Annotated in this window: 13 protein-coding genes and 1 riboswitch; of the genes, 11 read left to right on the forward strand and 2 right to left on the reverse strand. The window is 46.6% G+C overall.

The window, feature by feature from the left end; genetic code table 11:
* The first annotated feature begins 4 nt into the window (after positions 1–4).
* The 5 genes from ACIFQN_RS07570 (at position 5) to dapA (ending at position 4,959) form a co-directional block, all read left to right on the forward strand.
* Positions 5–658, forward strand: coding sequence for an amino acid ABC transporter permease (locus tag ACIFQN_RS07570; RefSeq protein ID WP_429832417.1), 654 nt, complete (start codon positions 5–7; stop codon positions 656–658).
* Complete coding sequence (locus ACIFQN_RS07575; protein ID WP_429832418.1) at positions 655–1,377, forward strand: amino acid ABC transporter ATP-binding protein; 723 nt, start codon at positions 655–657, stop codon at positions 1,375–1,377. Before ACIFQN_RS07570 ends, ACIFQN_RS07575 begins: the two co-directional genes overlap by 4 nt.
* 35 nt (positions 1,378–1,412) lie before the next feature.
* Positions 1,413–2,984 (forward strand): L-glutamate gamma-semialdehyde dehydrogenase, encoded by a 1,572-nt coding sequence (pruA, locus tag ACIFQN_RS07580; RefSeq protein ID WP_429832419.1) that lies wholly within the window; start codon positions 1,413–1,415, stop codon positions 2,982–2,984.
* Positions 2,985–3,054: 70 nt separating this feature from the next.
* Positions 3,055–4,041 (forward strand): hydroxyacid dehydrogenase, encoded by a 987-nt coding sequence (locus tag ACIFQN_RS07585; RefSeq protein WP_429832420.1) that lies wholly within the window; start codon positions 3,055–3,057, stop codon positions 4,039–4,041.
* Positions 4,042–4,071: 30 nt separating this feature from the next.
* On the forward strand, positions 4,072–4,959 hold the full coding sequence (gene dapA, locus ACIFQN_RS07590; RefSeq protein WP_429832421.1) for a 4-hydroxy-tetrahydrodipicolinate synthase: 888 nt from the start codon (positions 4,072–4,074) through the stop codon (positions 4,957–4,959).
* Between the two features lie 66 nt (positions 4,960–5,025).
* On the opposite strand, the gene ACIFQN_RS07595 is transcribed toward dapA, so the two are convergent.
* Complete coding sequence (locus tag ACIFQN_RS07595) at positions 5,026–5,454, reverse strand: MarR family winged helix-turn-helix transcriptional regulator (protein ID WP_429832422.1); 429 nt, start codon at positions 5,452–5,454, stop codon at positions 5,026–5,028.
* Positions 5,455–5,573: 119 nt separating this feature from the next.
* Between ACIFQN_RS07595 and ACIFQN_RS07600 the strand changes: the two genes are divergently transcribed.
* The 4 genes from ACIFQN_RS07600 (at position 5,574) to ACIFQN_RS07615 (ending at position 11,552) form a co-directional block, all read left to right on the forward strand.
* Entirely contained in the window at positions 5,574–6,161 is a 588-nt protein-coding gene (locus ACIFQN_RS07600) for an NAD(P)H-dependent oxidoreductase (RefSeq protein ID WP_429832423.1), read from the forward strand.
* A 69-nt stretch (positions 6,162–6,230) separates the two neighbouring features.
* Positions 6,231–6,434, forward strand: a complete 204-nt coding sequence (locus ACIFQN_RS07605; RefSeq protein ID WP_429832424.1) for a gamma-glutamyl-gamma-aminobutyrate hydrolase family protein — start codon at positions 6,231–6,233, stop codon at positions 6,432–6,434.
* Positions 6,435–6,713: 279 nt separating this feature from the next.
* Positions 6,714–6,805: riboswitch (cyclic di-GMP riboswitch) on the forward strand.
* A gap of 124 nt (positions 6,806–6,929) precedes the next feature.
* Positions 6,930–8,624 carry a methyl-accepting chemotaxis protein gene (locus ACIFQN_RS07610; RefSeq protein ID WP_429832425.1) on the forward strand — a complete coding sequence of 565 codons (1,695 nt, stop codon included), beginning with the start codon at positions 6,930–6,932 and terminating at the stop codon, positions 8,622–8,624.
* A gap of 252 nt (positions 8,625–8,876) precedes the next feature.
* Positions 8,877–11,552, forward strand: a complete 2,676-nt coding sequence (locus ACIFQN_RS07615; RefSeq protein ID WP_429832426.1) for a YhgE/Pip family protein — start codon at positions 8,877–8,879, stop codon at positions 11,550–11,552.
* Positions 11,553–11,627: 75 nt separating this feature from the next.
* Here the strand turns inward: ACIFQN_RS07615 and gdhA are convergent, their stop codons facing one another.
* Positions 11,628–13,010, reverse strand: coding sequence for an NADP-specific glutamate dehydrogenase (gene gdhA, locus ACIFQN_RS07620; RefSeq protein ID WP_429832437.1), 1,383 nt, complete (start codon positions 13,008–13,010; stop codon positions 11,628–11,630).
* A 181-nt stretch (positions 13,011–13,191) separates the two neighbouring features.
* Here gdhA and ACIFQN_RS07625 point away from each other — a divergent pair, with 181 nt between their 5' ends.
* Positions 13,192–14,097, forward strand: coding sequence for a LysR family transcriptional regulator (locus ACIFQN_RS07625; RefSeq protein WP_429832427.1), 906 nt, complete (start codon positions 13,192–13,194; stop codon positions 14,095–14,097).
* A 427-nt stretch (positions 14,098–14,524) separates the two neighbouring features.
* Positions 14,525–15,388 (forward strand): acetamidase/formamidase family protein, encoded by an 864-nt coding sequence (locus tag ACIFQN_RS07630; RefSeq protein ID WP_429832438.1) that lies wholly within the window; start codon positions 14,525–14,527, stop codon positions 15,386–15,388.
* Positions 15,389–15,467: the final 79 nt, after the last annotated feature.

Raw genomic sequence — 15,467 nt, forward strand, 5'->3', positions numbered from 1 at the left:
AGGGTTGGATACATGGAACATCATCCGCGAAGCATTGCCGTATTTATCGCAGGGGTTGTACATGACGATTGTCATTTCGATCATTTCCAATGTAATCGCGCTGTTTATCGGGCTTGCAGCCGGTTTTATGCGCATGTCCAAAAATTCCGTGCTGCGGTTCATAGCTGCTAGTTACGTCAACGTCATTCGAGGGACACCGCTATTGATTCAAATCCTGTTCATCTATTTTGCCATACCATCCGTATTCGATATGAAGCTGTCGGCATTTACGGCAGGAATCATCGCGATTAGCTTAAACATCGGGGCATACATGACTGAAATCTTTCGTGGGGGAATTCAGTCTATTGACAAAGGGCAGATGGAGGCAGGCAGATCACTCGGGTTTTCTTATGGCCGTACGATGGCCCTGATTATTCTGCCGCAGGCTGTACGACGGATGATTCCTGCTTTCGTCAATCAGTTTACCCATGCCATCAAGGATACCTCGATGCTTTCCGTAATCGGTGTTGCCGAGTTGACCATGGAAGGACAATCGATCTACGCCATGAATTTCCGAGCGTTTGAAATCCTGACTGTGGTAGGAGTGTTCTACTTTATCCTCATCTACGCGGTTTCCTTTATGTCGACAAGGCTGGAAAGGAGATTTTCGGTCTCATGATTACAGTCAAAAACCTCTACAAGTCTTTTGGGAACTTAGAAGTATTGAAAGGCATAGACACACATATCGAGCGCCAAGAAGTGGTTTGTGTAATCGGCTCATCCGGATCAGGGAAGAGTACGTTTTTGAGATGTCTCAATCTTCTTGAAGAGCCGACCTCCGGCGAGATCATGGTAGAAGGCGAAAACATCGTGAGCAAAGAGGTCGACATCGACAAGCTTCGCCAGAAAATGGGGATGGTGTTCCAACAGTTTAATCTGTTTCCTCATATGACCGTCTTGCAGAACATTCAGCTTGGCCCGATGAAATTAAAAAAGAAGTCCAAGGAAGAAGCGGAAACACTGGCAAGGGAACTGCTGAAAAAAGTAGGTCTCTCGGAAAAGGCGGATGCCTACCCGCGTATGCTCTCCGGCGGACAGCAACAACGCGTGGCGATCGCACGGGCACTGGCGATGGAACCGCATGTGATGCTGTTTGACGAACCAACCTCTGCGCTTGACCCGGAGATGGTGGGCGAGGTGCTGCTTGTCATGAAGCAGCTGGCCAAGGAAGGCATGACCATGGTGATTGTCACCCATGAGATGGGATTTGCCAGGGAAGTGGCGGACCGGGTCATTTACGTAGACGGTGGAAAAATCGTCGAGGATGGAAAACCGGAAGATATCTTTGTAAACCCGAAACATGAGCGAACGAAAGCATTTTTATCGAAGGTTTTGTAAGTCAGATAGAGATAGAGAAAGCGAGGAGAAGAGTCATGGTACGAGAAGAAATCATATCTGCGTTTACCAACGAAGCATTTGCCGATTTTAGCCGTCCGGAAAATCGCAGTGCCATGGAAGCTGCGCTACAGCAGGCAAAGGCTGCGCTGGGCAAAGAGTATCCGCTGATCATTGGCAGCGAGAAGATCATGACCGAGGACAAAATCGTTTCGATCAATCCGGGTAACGTGGATCAAGTAGTCGGACGTGTGAGCATGGCAAACAGAGAAATGGCAGAGACTGCGATGCAAGCCGGGCTGACGACATTTGAAGAATGGAAAAGGGTGTCCCCGCGCCAGCGTGCGGAATATTTGTTTCAGGCAGCGGCATTGATGCGGAAACGCAAGCATGAATTTTCGGCAGTCATGGTTTTGGAGTCCGGAAAGAATTGGGCGGAAGCAGATGCAGATACATGTGAAGCGATTGATTTCATGGAGTTTTACGCACGTGAAATGATTCGATTGAGCCAAATCGATCAGGAACGTCCGCTTGTTCAGATTGCAGGGGAGATAAATCGGCAGGAATACATTCCGCTGGGTGTAGGGATTGTGATTCCGCCATGGAATTTCCCACTCGCGATTACAGTGGGGATGACGACAGCGGCAATTGTCTCGGGAAATACGGTTTTACTCAAGCCATCTTCTTTGACACCAGTCATCGCTTACAAATTTGTGGCGCTGATGGAGGAAGTGGGACTGCCACCCGGGGTGATCCATTTCATTCCTGGCAGCAGTGCAGAAGTAGGGGACTACCTGACCGCTCATCCCAAAACGCGCTTTATCAGCTTTACCGGTTCCAAAGAAGTGGGTCTGCACATCAACCGCTTGGCAGCAGAGACGGCGAAAGGGCAAATCTGGATCAAGCGCGTCATCGCAGAGATGGGGGGCAAGGACGGGATCGTGGTCGATGAGACTGCCGACATCTCGGAAGCGGCTTCAGCTATCGTCGCATCAGCATTTGGATTCCAGGGGCAAAAATGCTCAGCCGGCTCGCGGGCATTTGTGGTGGAAGCCGTGTACGATCAAGTCGTGAAAGCCGTAGTGGAACAGACGGAAAAGCTCTTGATCGGTTTGCCGGAAGAGAACTTTGCAGTCGGGCCGGTGAGTGACAAGAAAGCCTATGAGAGAATCCTGTCGTATATCGAAATCGGCAAGCAGGAAGGCAAGCTTTTGGCAGGAGGCGGCAAGGCTCCTGGTAACGGATACTACATTCAACCAACGGTCTTTGCCGATGTATCTGGCCAGGCTCGGATTATGCAGGAAGAAATTTTTGGACCTGTACTGGCGATCGGAAAAGCAAAGGATTATCAAGAAGCCATTGCGTTGTTTAACCATACAGAGTATGGATTGACGGGGTCCTTTTTCTCGCAGGATGAAGAACGGATCGCTTATGCAGAAGCAAAAATGCACTGCGGAAATCTGTACATCAACCGAAAATGTACTGGGGCTCTTGTCGGTGTTCACCCGTTTGGCGGATTCAATATGTCGGGGACCGATTCAAAAGCGGGCGGAAGTGACTATTTGAACTTGTTTACTCAGCCTAAAATTATCGCAAGACGAACAAAGTAAACCCCTTTTTTTTAATCGAACTCAGTATACCTAGTATTACATGTCTGATGATTTAAGTGAGGAGAACACGATGAAAAAGACAGTCGTCCTAATCGAACCTACCATTCGTCCAGTCGGGGTCGAGTATCTGAAAAGCAACTTCGATGTGGTCATGGCACCAAATGGCGCAGAAGATACGCTGATTGAGACTATCCGTTCGAGTGAGGCAAGTGCCGTTATCGTACGAGTCGAACACATCACGAGAAATATCATCGAACAGTGCCCAACTTTAGAGGTAGTGGGCATGCATGGGGTAGGGCTGGATACGATTGATGTGCAGGCGGCGACGGAAAATGGGGTCATGGTGCTGAACGCGCCATTCTCCAACTACGTATCTGTGGCTGAACATGCCATCATGAATATTCTGGTGCTCAGTCGCAAACTGCGAATCAGTGATCACAAGGTACGCAGCGGTGAATGGAGCTTCCGTGAAGTTTTTTATCCGATGGAGATTAACGCAAAGACACTCTTGATCGTGGGAATGGGGAAAATCGGGCAGGAGCTGGCGAAAAAGGCAAAAGCATTCAACATGCACATTCTTGGTTTTGATCCCTTTGTCTCTGCTTCGGATATGAAGCTGTACGGTGTGACGAAGGTAGACGACGTGGATTCTGTACTCTCGCGAAGTGACTTCATTTCCTTGCATGCGCCTTTGACAAAGGGAACCCATCACATGTTTTCCACCCAGCAGTTTGATTTGATGAAACCTACGGCCTCTATCATCAATCTCGGCAGAGGTCCGCTCATCGATCAGGCCGCTCTCTACGAGGCCCTCAAGAACAACAAGATTGCAGGGGCTGGTTTGGACGTGCTGGAGCAAGAGCCACCGAACCCGAATGATCCGTTGCTTTCACTTGAGAATGTGATTTTTACGCCTCACTTTGGCGGAGATACGCTCGAAGCAAAAGACAGATGCTCGGAATCGATCACGCTAGAAGTAGGCAAGGTGCTGCAAGGAAAAATGCCTTCCAGTCTGGTCAATCCAAAGGTTTTGGCAAACGCCCGAGCCTTTCAATAAAAACAAGAGAAAAAAAGGAGTGCGTACGAGATGAGATACAGAGGGATCATGACAGCTTTGGTTACCCCGATCGATGAAAAGGGCTTGGTAGATGAGCAAGGCCTGAAACGTGTGATTCAGGATCAATTGCAAAATGGCATTCATTCCTTGCTCGTACTGGGAGGAACCGGAGAGTATTGTGCGCTCAGCATGACGCAGCGAAAACAAGTCATCGACATTGCGATGAAAGAAGTGAATGGCAAGGTGCCTGTAGTCGTAGGCGTGCTTTCTCCGGGACTTGGTGATTGCATCGAAATGGGGCTGTATGCCAAACAAGCAGGTGCAGATTCCATCATGGTCGTAACTCCATACTACGTGAATCCCACCAAGGAAGGCTTCATGCAATACTTCAAAAAGCTGGATCAAGCCGTTGATATGCCGATCATGCTTTACAACATTCCGTACAAAACAGGAATCAACATGAACACTGACGTGGTGCAGGCATTGGTCGCCGAAATCCCGAACATCGTCGGCATGAAAGTGTGCACGCATGACATTGGTGATGTGATCGAGCTTATGAACACCGTTGGAGATAAAATTTCCGTACTTTGCGGGGAAGACTATCGTGCCGTCTATTCCTTCATTCTCGGTGCACCGGGAGCAATCACTGCCAGCTCCAATTTTTTACCGGAGGTTTGGGTGAAGGTATACGAATTGGTGCAAGAAAAGCAATACGATGAAGCGGTTCAATTGCACAGCAAGTTCTTCCCGGCGATGAAGGCCCTCTACAAAGAAGGAAATCCTGGTCCGCTGAAAACAGCAATGAGCCTCATCGGGATTCCGACAGGAGATGTAGCCGTTCCGCTTGTAAGCCCGTCGGATAACACGGTAGCTGGATTGAAAAAAGTAATAGAGGAACTGAATATTGCAACGCGGTAAAGCCTTATGCTTGCAAATATCCGCTATGTAAAAAAGCCCGGAGCCCAGCTTCGGGTTTTTATTCGACTAATAAAATACTTTCGAGTGAAGTACATCCAGTGCACGACTCATTTCCTCCAAATCCTCAGGAGAAGCATTTTGAATGCGGCTTAGGAACCGGGATTCAATAGAGGCAAAAGCTTCATTTATGATGATTTCCCCATTTTTCGAGAGACAGATGTATTGTTTTCTGCGATCTTCGCTATCTTCTACCTTTTCAATCAGGTTTTTTTCGATCAGTTTTCGCAGCTCACGGCTCGTATTCGGCATGGAGATATGCAAGCAATCGCTGATCTGACTAGGAGTGACAGGCTGACTCACCTTGACATTTTCAAGCAGGCTATATTGCAACGGTGTAATCATATCAGGCTTAACATTTTTGGTTAACTCATGAGTGACGCGATGAACAGAAGCCGTAAAGGCTACAAATTTATAAAAAAGATCGTTTTTGTCCACAGTCAACACCTCTTTCTGAGAAGATAACAAAAAAATTATCAAAAAACAATTATCAATTGATAATTAAATTCTGAGGTGATATGATTTACTTATCAAATGACAACTAAAGAGGTGCGACTATGAAGCTGCTGGTAATTTACACCCATCCCAACCACAATAGCTTGAGCTATTCGTTTTTGGAAAAGGTTCTCAAAGGTAGTCATGAGAATCCCGCTATCAAGGAGATTCAGGTCTTGGACTTGTATGAGGAAGGATTTGATCCACTGCTGGTTTTTAATAAAGAAAAACGAAGAAGAGATATGCACCGCGATCCCAAGCTTGAAAAGTATCGAAATCAAATCATGTGGGCGGATAAGATTGTTTTGGTTTACCCGATTTGGTGGGGAAGACCTCCTGCCATGCTCATGGGTTACATTGACCAAATGTTTGCTTCCAATTTTGCCTACAGGGATACAGGAGGTTTGCTGCCAGAGGGACTTTTAAAAGGAAAATCGGTCGTATGTATTTCCGTCATGAAGGGACCTACGCATTATCCTTTGTTTTTCCTGAATAACGCTCATAAAATGCTCATGAAAAGAGCTGTTTTTCAATATGTAGGAATGAAAAAAGTGAAGTTTTTCGAGTTCGGAAATATGGAGAATCCGAATGGAAAGCAAGTGAAAAGATTAGAGCAAATCTATCGTTATTTTAAAAATATAGTCAGTTAAAAAAGAAGGGAGGAAGAGGATTTTTCCATATGATAGTATAATCGAGAGGTAGACTGCTTCTGGGACGGTTTGGAAGTAGCTGCGATCGCAGAGGACGGCATTATCGAAGCGATCGTGCATACGAAATACCCGTTTTTAGTCGCTGTCCAGTGGCATCCGGAAATGATGTTTCAGAGTGATCAGGAGCAATTGAAGCTGTTTCAACTGTTCGTCGATTTTATCAAAAAGAAACAAGCGGAAGTGCAGCAAATGTGCACGCAAGCAAATAACTGAAAGAGAGAACGCGGGAATATGCACTGTACCCCGCGGTTTTTTGTTTACGAATCATCATAAATTTACATTTATTGTAAAATTAATCCAACTTGCCTTTGATATGTAATAATAGACAAATGTTGACTTTTCATGTCTATCCTACTACAATCATGGTGGTTGTTGGCGAAATATGTCGATGCTCCTATTCTCTCTCATTCAATTACTAGGGCTCCTTGCTTATTTGTAGTACCTATCATTTGAAAAATGGGTTCGACTCATTAATTTCATACATAAACCTTCCATTCGAAAGGGCAAATCCATTGAAAAGTGGAGACGCAAAGCTATAGGGGCTAAGATGTACGAAGGAGACATGATGTCAGCCAGTTACCGACGACAGATGTGAGCTTTTTGATCTGTTTCAGAACTCCTTTTATTGGAAAGGGGTTTTTTTGTTGTGTACTTCCAAGAAGCGCTTACATATTAGATTGGACAAACAAATGAATAGGGGTGTTCATCGTGAATTTGACTATTGGAAAGAAGTTGATAGGGGCTTTTTTAGTCGTCGCGCTTCTTTTGGTGATTACAAGTGGTATTTCATCGTATTACCTTCAAAAAATTGATGTAGGATATACAGATTTGATTGAAAGACGAGCAGTGATCTTGTCAAATGTTCAAAAAATACAAGCGGAGGCTGCGAAAGAAAATAGTAGGTTACGTGGATATTTGCTGACAGGAGACCAAAAGTTTTTAGACGACTTACAAACTTCTTACGATATGGTAACGCGTCTGATTAGTGAGACCGTTTCGTTATCTCAAATTGAAGAGTTGCAAACAGGGTTACAGGAACTACAAGTGATGAACCAAGAGTACAAACAAAAATTTGATCCATTACTTACGATGGTAAAGAACAATGAACCGGATGACAAGATAATGGATTATTATAAGCGTGAAGTCTTGGACTTTGGAAGAAAGCTTGACCCACAAGCAGAGAAGCTGGCTGCATTTCAACTGCAATCCATGGAAGAAGGGAATATAAGAAATACAGAGATTGTTAATACTGCGATTACGAACGTCGCCGTGCTTAGCATTGCTGCCTTTATTTTAGCGATAGTGATTGGCTACGTTAGTTCGCGAATGATGTCCAAGCCTATCGTCGCTATGGCCAGGATTGCAGAGCAAATCGCATCCGGTGATTTAACAGCAGAGCAGCTTCGCGTAAAAAATAAAGATGAAATCGGGAGTCTTGCGGTATCATTCAATCAAATGACGGACAATCTTCGTGAGTTGGTACGGCAAATTAATATCAGTTCAGAACACGTGGCGATGTCCTCCGAAGAGCTAACGGCCAGCGCGGGACAATCTAGTCAAGCATCTGAAACGATTACGTTGACCATCCAAGAAGTTACGGCTAGTACTGAAATGCAATCACGCAGCGTGAGTGAAAGTGTTATAGCGATTAACGAAATGTCATCAGGGGTACAACAAATTGCATCGAGCGCTCAATTTACTTCTAATCTGTCTGTACAAACTTCGCAAAAAGCGCTAGAAGGGAATCAAGCGATACAATCGACAGTGAAGCAAATGGATTCGATCCACCAAACAATGAACCATTTAGCGGAATCCGTAACGGAAATGGAAGAGAATTCGAAGGAAATTGAACATATCGTGGAAGTCATTTCTGAGATATCTGCACAAACGAATCTTTTAGCATTAAATGCCGCCATAGAAGCGGCGAGAGCAGGAGAACAAGGTCGCGGGTTTTCAGTGGTGGCAGACGAGGTCCGTAAACTAGCGGAGCAATCGACGCAATCGGCAGGACAAATTGCGCAATTGGTGACAATGATCAAACATCATACCCAGAAAGTGGTTGAATCGATGGAAGCTGGAGTGAAAGAAGTCGATGAAGGAACACAAGTCGTTCATGCCACTGGACTGTTGTTTGAGGAAATTAAGCGAAACATAGACGAGGTGTCTGGACAGGTCCAGGAAATATCAGCAGCTTCCCAGCAAATATCAGCGAGTACCCAGCAAGTCGTACATTCCATTGAAGAAATTTCAGCGGGATCAAAACTCGTAGCGTCTGAATCGCAAAATGTATCGTCTTCTGCGGAAGAACAACTGGCTTCGATGGAGGAAATTGCATCTTCTGCTTCGTCATTGACTAAAATGGCCGAAGACCTTCAGCAAGTAGTGGGGAAATTCAAGGTATAGGGCAGGAAGCAGGTGGTCAAACCTTGACCCTGAGAATAACAACATCAAAGCCCCGGTTCTTACCTTACAAGAGCGGGGGTTTTTCGTTCATCTACAACCGGTTTGGACGGTTTTTCATAAAATCATCACCCTAGGATCATGCTACAAGAAGCCACTTCCTTCCAGCCTATTTTCTTTTATGGTAAACTGTCATGAAAGTATCAAGCATTCGTATCAATGCTTTCCTATTCCTATATATCAGGTGGTAATTGTATGCGTTCCATATGGCAGATTTACAAAACGGATTGGCTCAATATTTTCAAAGTACCAACGGGGATTTTTCTGATTATCGCAATCATTCTTCTCCCCTGCTTATATGACTGGGTCAACATCAAATCGGTTTGGGACCCATACGCGAATACGCAAGGCGTCAAAGTGGCCGTGACGAGCGAGGACCAAGGTACGATCGTTGCCGATAAGCAGATTAACATCGGAGACGAGCTAATCAAAAGCTTGCAGAACAACGAGAAGCTCGGATGGACGTTCGTTACCAAGGAACAAGCCGAGAGGGGCATCGATCGAGGCGATTATTATGCCAGCATTTTGATCCCGCCCGATTTTTCTTCGAAAATCACGGGCATTATCAACGGCAATCTGGATCGGCCCGAAGTAATCTACACAGTGAATGAAAAAGTAAATGCGGTTGCACCGAAGATCACCTCATCGGGTGTGTCTGCCATCACGAAGCAGATCAACGAGAACTTTACAGAGGCGGTCAGCACAGCTTTGCTAACGAAGCTGACGGAGATTGGCATTCAGATCGAGGAGCAGCTACCGACCATTCGCAAAGTCGAGAGCGGCATCTTTACACTCGAGAGCAAGCTGCCTGAGATTCGTGCGGCAGGACAAAAGGTACTGGAGCTGGAGAAGAAGCTTCCCGAGATTCATGACAAAGCGCAGATCATTCTCGAAGTGGAGAAAAGGATTCCTGAGATCAATCAGGCGGCAGGACACGTGCTTCATATCCAACAAAACTGGCCACGCATCAGTGAAGCTGCCTCTGTCATTATATCGCTTGAGGACAAGCTGCCAGTGATACGACAAGCAGTGGCGCGAATCCAGGAGCTCGATCAAAACTTCGACAAGGTTGCAAATGCAGTGACTCAGGCAACGGAAAAGGCAAAGCAGGCAATTGAGATTGTTTCTGCTGCTCAGAATGCGTTGCCCAAAATTGCCGATCTGGCAGAGAAAGGTAAAGCTGTCTCTGATCAGATCAATGATTTCTTGACGACGCATGACGGCGCATTCGAAACGATTGCTCCCTTACTCAAGCAAAATCTAGTATTGGCGCAGCAAGCTGCTGATTCTGTCACGTCGCTCACAGAAAAGCTGCTGCAGATCAATCCCGCTCAATTGCCTACAGCAGAAGAAGTACGTGCTGCAAGCGACAGACTCTCCCATGTGGAACAATTGCTGGAGCGCACATCGTCTCTATTGGGGCGAATAAACAACTACATTCCAGGACAGCCGCTAAACCATCAACTGGAACGGCTGCAAGTGATCCAGCAAAAAGTGATACGCCAAATCGAAATACTGGGTACGATTGCAGACGCTTTGGAAAGCGGCAAGACACCGGCTAAAGATTTGGTGGAGCGTCTCGGACAGCTCTCAAAAGAGACGAGTGCAGCACTGGGGGATATTCTCTCCCGTTACGACAGTGAAATCGTGCCACGGATTCAGGAAGGCATTGAGAAAATGAAGCAGCTCACGGGTGATGCTTCTGCGAATCTTCAAAAGCTGACCGAGAGACTGCCGGATATTGAAGCTATTCTTGCCGATACAAAAAGCGGATTGGAATTAGGTGTGGCGGAATTGCAGCGGATCCAAGGGGATATGCCGCAAATTCGCACGAGGATCCATGAGTTAGCACAGGCGCTACAGACCAATGCCGCTGCTTTCGAAAAGGCGATCACGGTGGCTGCGCCCTTCCTGCGGGAAAACCTTCCTACAATCGGAAAAAAACTCGATGAAGCGGCAGCCTTTATCAAGAATGACCTGCCTCAGGCGGAAAAAGAGCTAACCAAGCTAGCAGATTTTGTACGCTACAAGCTCCCAGAGGTGGAAACAGGAGTCCACACGGTCGCTGCATTGGTTCGTGATGATCTGCCCAAGCTGGAAAAAGCGATTGGACAGGCAGCCGACAAGCTGAGAGAAGTAGAAGCCAACAACCATTTTGCCGATCTAGCGAAGCTGCTTCGCGGCGATATCAAGAAAGAAAGCGAGTTCCTGGCAAGTCCAGTACAAATCAAGGAAAACCGGAAATACCCGATCCCCAACTACGGTTCGGCCATGTCGCCGTTTTATGGCGTATTGTCCTTGTGGGTAGGCGCTACCTTGTTGATCTCTTTATTAAAGCCAGATGCGGAAAATCCAGACGGGCGTTACAAGCCTTATCAATTATACTTGGGCCGTCTGGGGACGTTCGTGACGATTGGGCTTTTGCAGGCGCTGTGTGTCACGCTGGGGGATATTTACATCCTCGGTGCCTATGTCGCGGATCAGGTACCGTTTGTACTTTTCGCGATGCTGGTCAGCATCGTATTCGTCACGATTACGTATACGCTGTTGTCCGTTTTTGGCAATGTAGGAAAAGGCATCGCGATCATCTTCATGGTGTTCCAATTTTCCAGTTCGGGCGGTACGTTTCCAATCAGTATGACAGCGCCATTTTTCCAGGCGCTCAATCCATTCATGCCATTCACGTATGCAATTAGTTTGTTGCGGGAAGGGGTGGGCGGGATTTTTTGGGAAACAGCACTTCGTGACATCTTATGCCTGGTCGGATTTATCGGACTGAGTCTGTTTGTGGCCCTAGTGTTGAAGCGTCCACTCAGTGGGCTGATCAAGAAGTCGACAGAGAATGCCAAGAAAACAAAGATTATTGCGTGACCTGGAGTGCGGCTAAGACGCCCCTCTTTTATATTGAAGAATGGAAAACCACCTTTGCGAAAGGTGGTTTTCCTGTTACACGACGCCTTGGGCAATCATGGCATCGGCCACTTTAATGAATCCAGCAATATTGGCGCCGATCACCAGATTTCCTGGATAGCCATACTCCTCAGCCGCTTTTACGCTGTTTCGATAGATGTTTGTCATGATTTCGTGTAATTTGGCATCTACTTCTTCAAATGTCCAGGACAGTCGCATGCTGTTTTGTGCCATTTCCAAAGCAGAGACGGAGACCCCGCCTGCATTGGCAGCTTTTCCTGGTCCAAATAGAACGTCATTTGCCAGGAATAAATCAATGGCTTCCAGCGTGGAAGGCATGTTGGCTCCTTCACCAATTGCTTTTACACCATTGGCAATCAAGATTTTGGCAGAGTCGAGGTTAATTTCGTTCTGGGTAGCGCATGGCAGGGCGATGTCACAGGGGATCGCCCAAATTCCTGTGCAACCAGCATGGAATTCTGCATGAGGATGCTCTTTGACATACTCCTGAATTCTTTTGCGTTCCACTTCTTTCAGTCTTTTCACTGTCTCCAGATTGATTCCGTTTTTGTCGAAAATATAGCCGTTGGAATCACTGCACGCCACAACACTAGCCCCTAATTGTATCGCTTTTTCCATGGCGTAGATGGAAACATTGCCAGAACCGGATACTACCACTGTTTTTCCTTTAAAGCTGAGCCCTTTGTCTTTGAGCATTTCTTGGACAAAGTAGACGGCCCCATAGCCTGTTGCCTCAGTTCGCGCCAAGCTTCCGCCATACCCCAGTCCTTTGCCTGTGAAGACGCCGGCCTCAAAGCCGCCGCGAATTCGTTTATACTGTCCGAACATAAATCCGACCTCGCGTGCACCTACCCCGATATCTCCGGCTGGTACATCAACATCAGGTCCGATATATCTGTACAGTTCTGTGAGAAAGCTTTGGGTGAAACGCATGATTTCTCCGTCAGATTTTCCTTTCGGGTCGAAATCAGATCCCCCTTTGCCGCCTCCGATGGGCTGGCCGGTTAGCGAGTTTTTGAAAATCTGCTCAAAGCCTAAAAACTTGATGATGCTGCCGTTAACAGAAGGATGAAAACGGATGCCACCCTTGTAAGGGCCGATCGCACTGTTAAATTGTACGCGGAATCCACGGTTTACTCTTACTTTGCCTTGATCGTCGACCCACGGTACACGAAAGGTAATCATCCGCTCTGGTTCAGAGATGCTCTCCAGGATGCCGTGCTCCATGTACTTCGGTTTCTTAGCAAATACAGGCACGAGAGAATCAAATATTTCTTTAATCGCTTGATGAAACTCATATTCACCTGGATTGCGTTTTTTTACCGCTTCATAAACATCGTGGACGTATTCTTTTGCAGCTTGCAGGTGGTCTTGTTCAATCTCTTGTATCGTAGCCATTTTACTCAACTTCTCCACTCTCCCTTTGGTACTCTGTATATAAAGTCAATTAGACTGTGAAAGACGATGTATATTTAGTTACTTGGATGTATTTTATTATTGAAAATTAATCGAAACAATATGAAAATTAGATCAGAATCATGCCGAAAATAGATGAATGCAAAAAAGGGAAGTGAAGTCCGTGGAATTGCGCCAAATTCAATACTTTATTGAGGTTGCCAAGCGAGAGCATGTAACCGAGGCTGCAGTCGTCCTGCACGTAGCCCAATCTGCTGTGAGCCGGCAGATTGTGAATTTGGAAGCGGAATTAGGGGTCGATTTGTTCATCCGCGAAGGTCGGAATGTGAAATTAACACCGATCGGAAGCATGTTTCTGGAGCATATCCAGCAAGCTATGACGGTCATAGATAATGCAAAGAGAGAGATCGAGGAGTGCCTCGACCCGAATAAAGGGACCATTCGCATTGGATTTCCGAGTAGTTTGGCTTCGTATACACTGCCAACAGCTATCTCTGCTTTTCGAAATCAGTACCCATCTGTAAACTTTTTGCTGAAGCAAGGCTCGTATCATTATTTGATTGATGCTGTAAAAAAAGGCGATATCAACATGGCGCTGCTCGGCCCGTTGCCAAAAGACGAGAAAAGGATCAAGGGTGATATTTTATTTTTGGAGCATATCGTTGCCCTTTTGCCGACTAGCCACCCGCTCGCCGACAAGCCGGCACTGGAATTGGGACAGCTGCGCAATGAATCGTTTATCTTGTTTCCCGAGGGGTATGTACTGCGTGAAATTGTCGTGAATGCTTGTCAGCAGCTAGGCTTTTACCCCAAGGTGTCCTTCGAGGGAGATGATATTGACGCGATCAAAGGATTGGTTGCGGCAGGTCTCGGTGTGACGCTTATTCCGGAAATCACATTGTTTGACAGCATCCCGCGTTCCACGGTGAAAGTGCCCGTCATCGAGCCTCGGGTGACACGAACGGTAGGTGTCATTATTCCGACAGAACGGCAACTACTGCCGACAGAGAAGCTGTTTCATCAATTTCTCAAGGACTTTTTCACGGTATTGGATCGATTTCATAAATAAGAGGGAGAAGCTAATTGATCAGATCGCAGCAGAAGAAACCTATATAGGCGGCCAACTAGTTTATAAGAAATAAGTAAAAAGCCGTTAGTAGTCTTGTCTAAACAAAACTACTAGCGGCTTTCATTTGTTAGCGCAGGCTACCTTCGAAGGAATCGCGGACGCTGCAAAGGGAGCTCCAAGGTAGCCAGCGAGAGCTTCGCCGTGCGACAGAGCTGGCCGCGCAAGATCCAGGTTCCTACGGAGGATATTCTTCTCCGCTTATGGAAGCTGGATTGGCTAAGCTTTGTGAGTTGATTGTCAAACAAGAGATCGAAAGTGACAATTAATTGATTTTTCCAAAGAGTAGGACTATAATCTGTTGGAGCCATTTTACCTTTTCCTGGAGGGATGAAAATTGAAAATTGCAAAGGAACAGGTCATTCTCAAAATGTCACCGCATAATGAGCCTGTAGCGCGGATTCACTCTGGCAATCGAGTCGTTTTTGAAACGTGTGACTGCTTTAGCAATCAAATTCAGCGGGAAGACCAGCTGTTTAGCTCCGTTGGCTGGGATTTGATCAACCCGGCGACTGGACCGTTATATGTAGAGGATGCTGAGCCCGGTGATATTTTGCGGGTGGAGATTGTCGATATTCAAATTGCTGATCAGGGTGTAATGACGGTTGCCCCGAATTTGGGAGTTCTTGGTCAGTTTTTTAGCGAAGAAAAAACAAAAGTCATCCCTATCCGAGATGGCAAGGTGCAGTTCAATGAAAAATTGCAGTTCGACGTAAGACCGATGATCGGGGTGATTGGTACGGCTCCCGCCACGGAAGAAATCTCTACGGGCACACCTGGAGATCATGGCGGCAATATGGATTGCAAGCGGATCGTCAAGGGGGCCGTGCTTTATTTACCTGTGAATGTCCCTGGCGCTCTATTGTCGATGGGGGATTTGCATGCCGTTATGGCAGATGGTGAGATTGTTATTTGCGGGTTAGAGATACCGGGTGAAGTAACCGTAGATATTGCGGTGATCAAAGGTACGCACCTGCCCCTGCCGATGCTGAGTGAAGGCGAGCATGTGATGACGATTGCTTCTGCCCAAACTCTGGATGAGGCGGCGAAGATGGCGACCGTCCATATGCACCGTTTCTTGGTGGAGAAGGTTGGGCTGCCGAATGAAGAGGCGGGAATGCTTTTGTCGCTGATCGGTGATTTACGGATCTGTCAGGTCGTCGATCCTTTGATGACTGCGCGGATGGAACTGCCCAAGTGGGTGTTGAAGCAGTACGATTATCAGATGGAGTAAAAAAGGAAGCGTCCGTACTTGTGTAACAAGAGCCCGTTTGCAGGCTCTTGTTTTTTTGCGTGTAAGAAAGCATTCCTGT

This window comes from Brevibacillus sp. NRS-1366, assembly GCF_050467985.1.

Excerpts from the sequence above, each read along its gene's own strand:
- dapA (WP_429832421.1), top strand. The coding sequence starts at position 4,072 with ATGAGATACAGAGGGATCATGACAGCTTTGGTTACCCCGATCGATGAA.
- ACIFQN_RS07615 (WP_429832426.1), top strand. The coding sequence starts at position 8,877 with ATGCGTTCCATATGGCAGATTTACAAAACGGATTGGCTCAATATTTTC.
- gdhA (WP_429832437.1), bottom strand. The coding sequence starts at position 13,010 with ATGGCTACGATACAAGAGATTGAACAAGACCACCTGCAAGCTGCAAAA.
- ACIFQN_RS07600 (WP_429832423.1), top strand. The coding sequence starts at position 5,574 with ATGAAGCTGCTGGTAATTTACACCCATCCCAACCACAATAGCTTGAGC.
- ACIFQN_RS07630 (WP_429832438.1), top strand. The coding sequence starts at position 14,525 with ATGTCACCGCATAATGAGCCTGTAGCGCGGATTCACTCTGGCAATCGA.
- ACIFQN_RS07585 (WP_429832420.1), top strand. The coding sequence starts at position 3,055 with ATGAAAAAGACAGTCGTCCTAATCGAACCTACCATTCGTCCAGTCGGG.
- ACIFQN_RS07575 (WP_429832418.1), top strand. The coding sequence starts at position 655 with ATGATTACAGTCAAAAACCTCTACAAGTCTTTTGGGAACTTAGAAGTA.
- pruA (WP_429832419.1), top strand. The coding sequence starts at position 1,413 with ATGGTACGAGAAGAAATCATATCTGCGTTTACCAACGAAGCATTTGCC.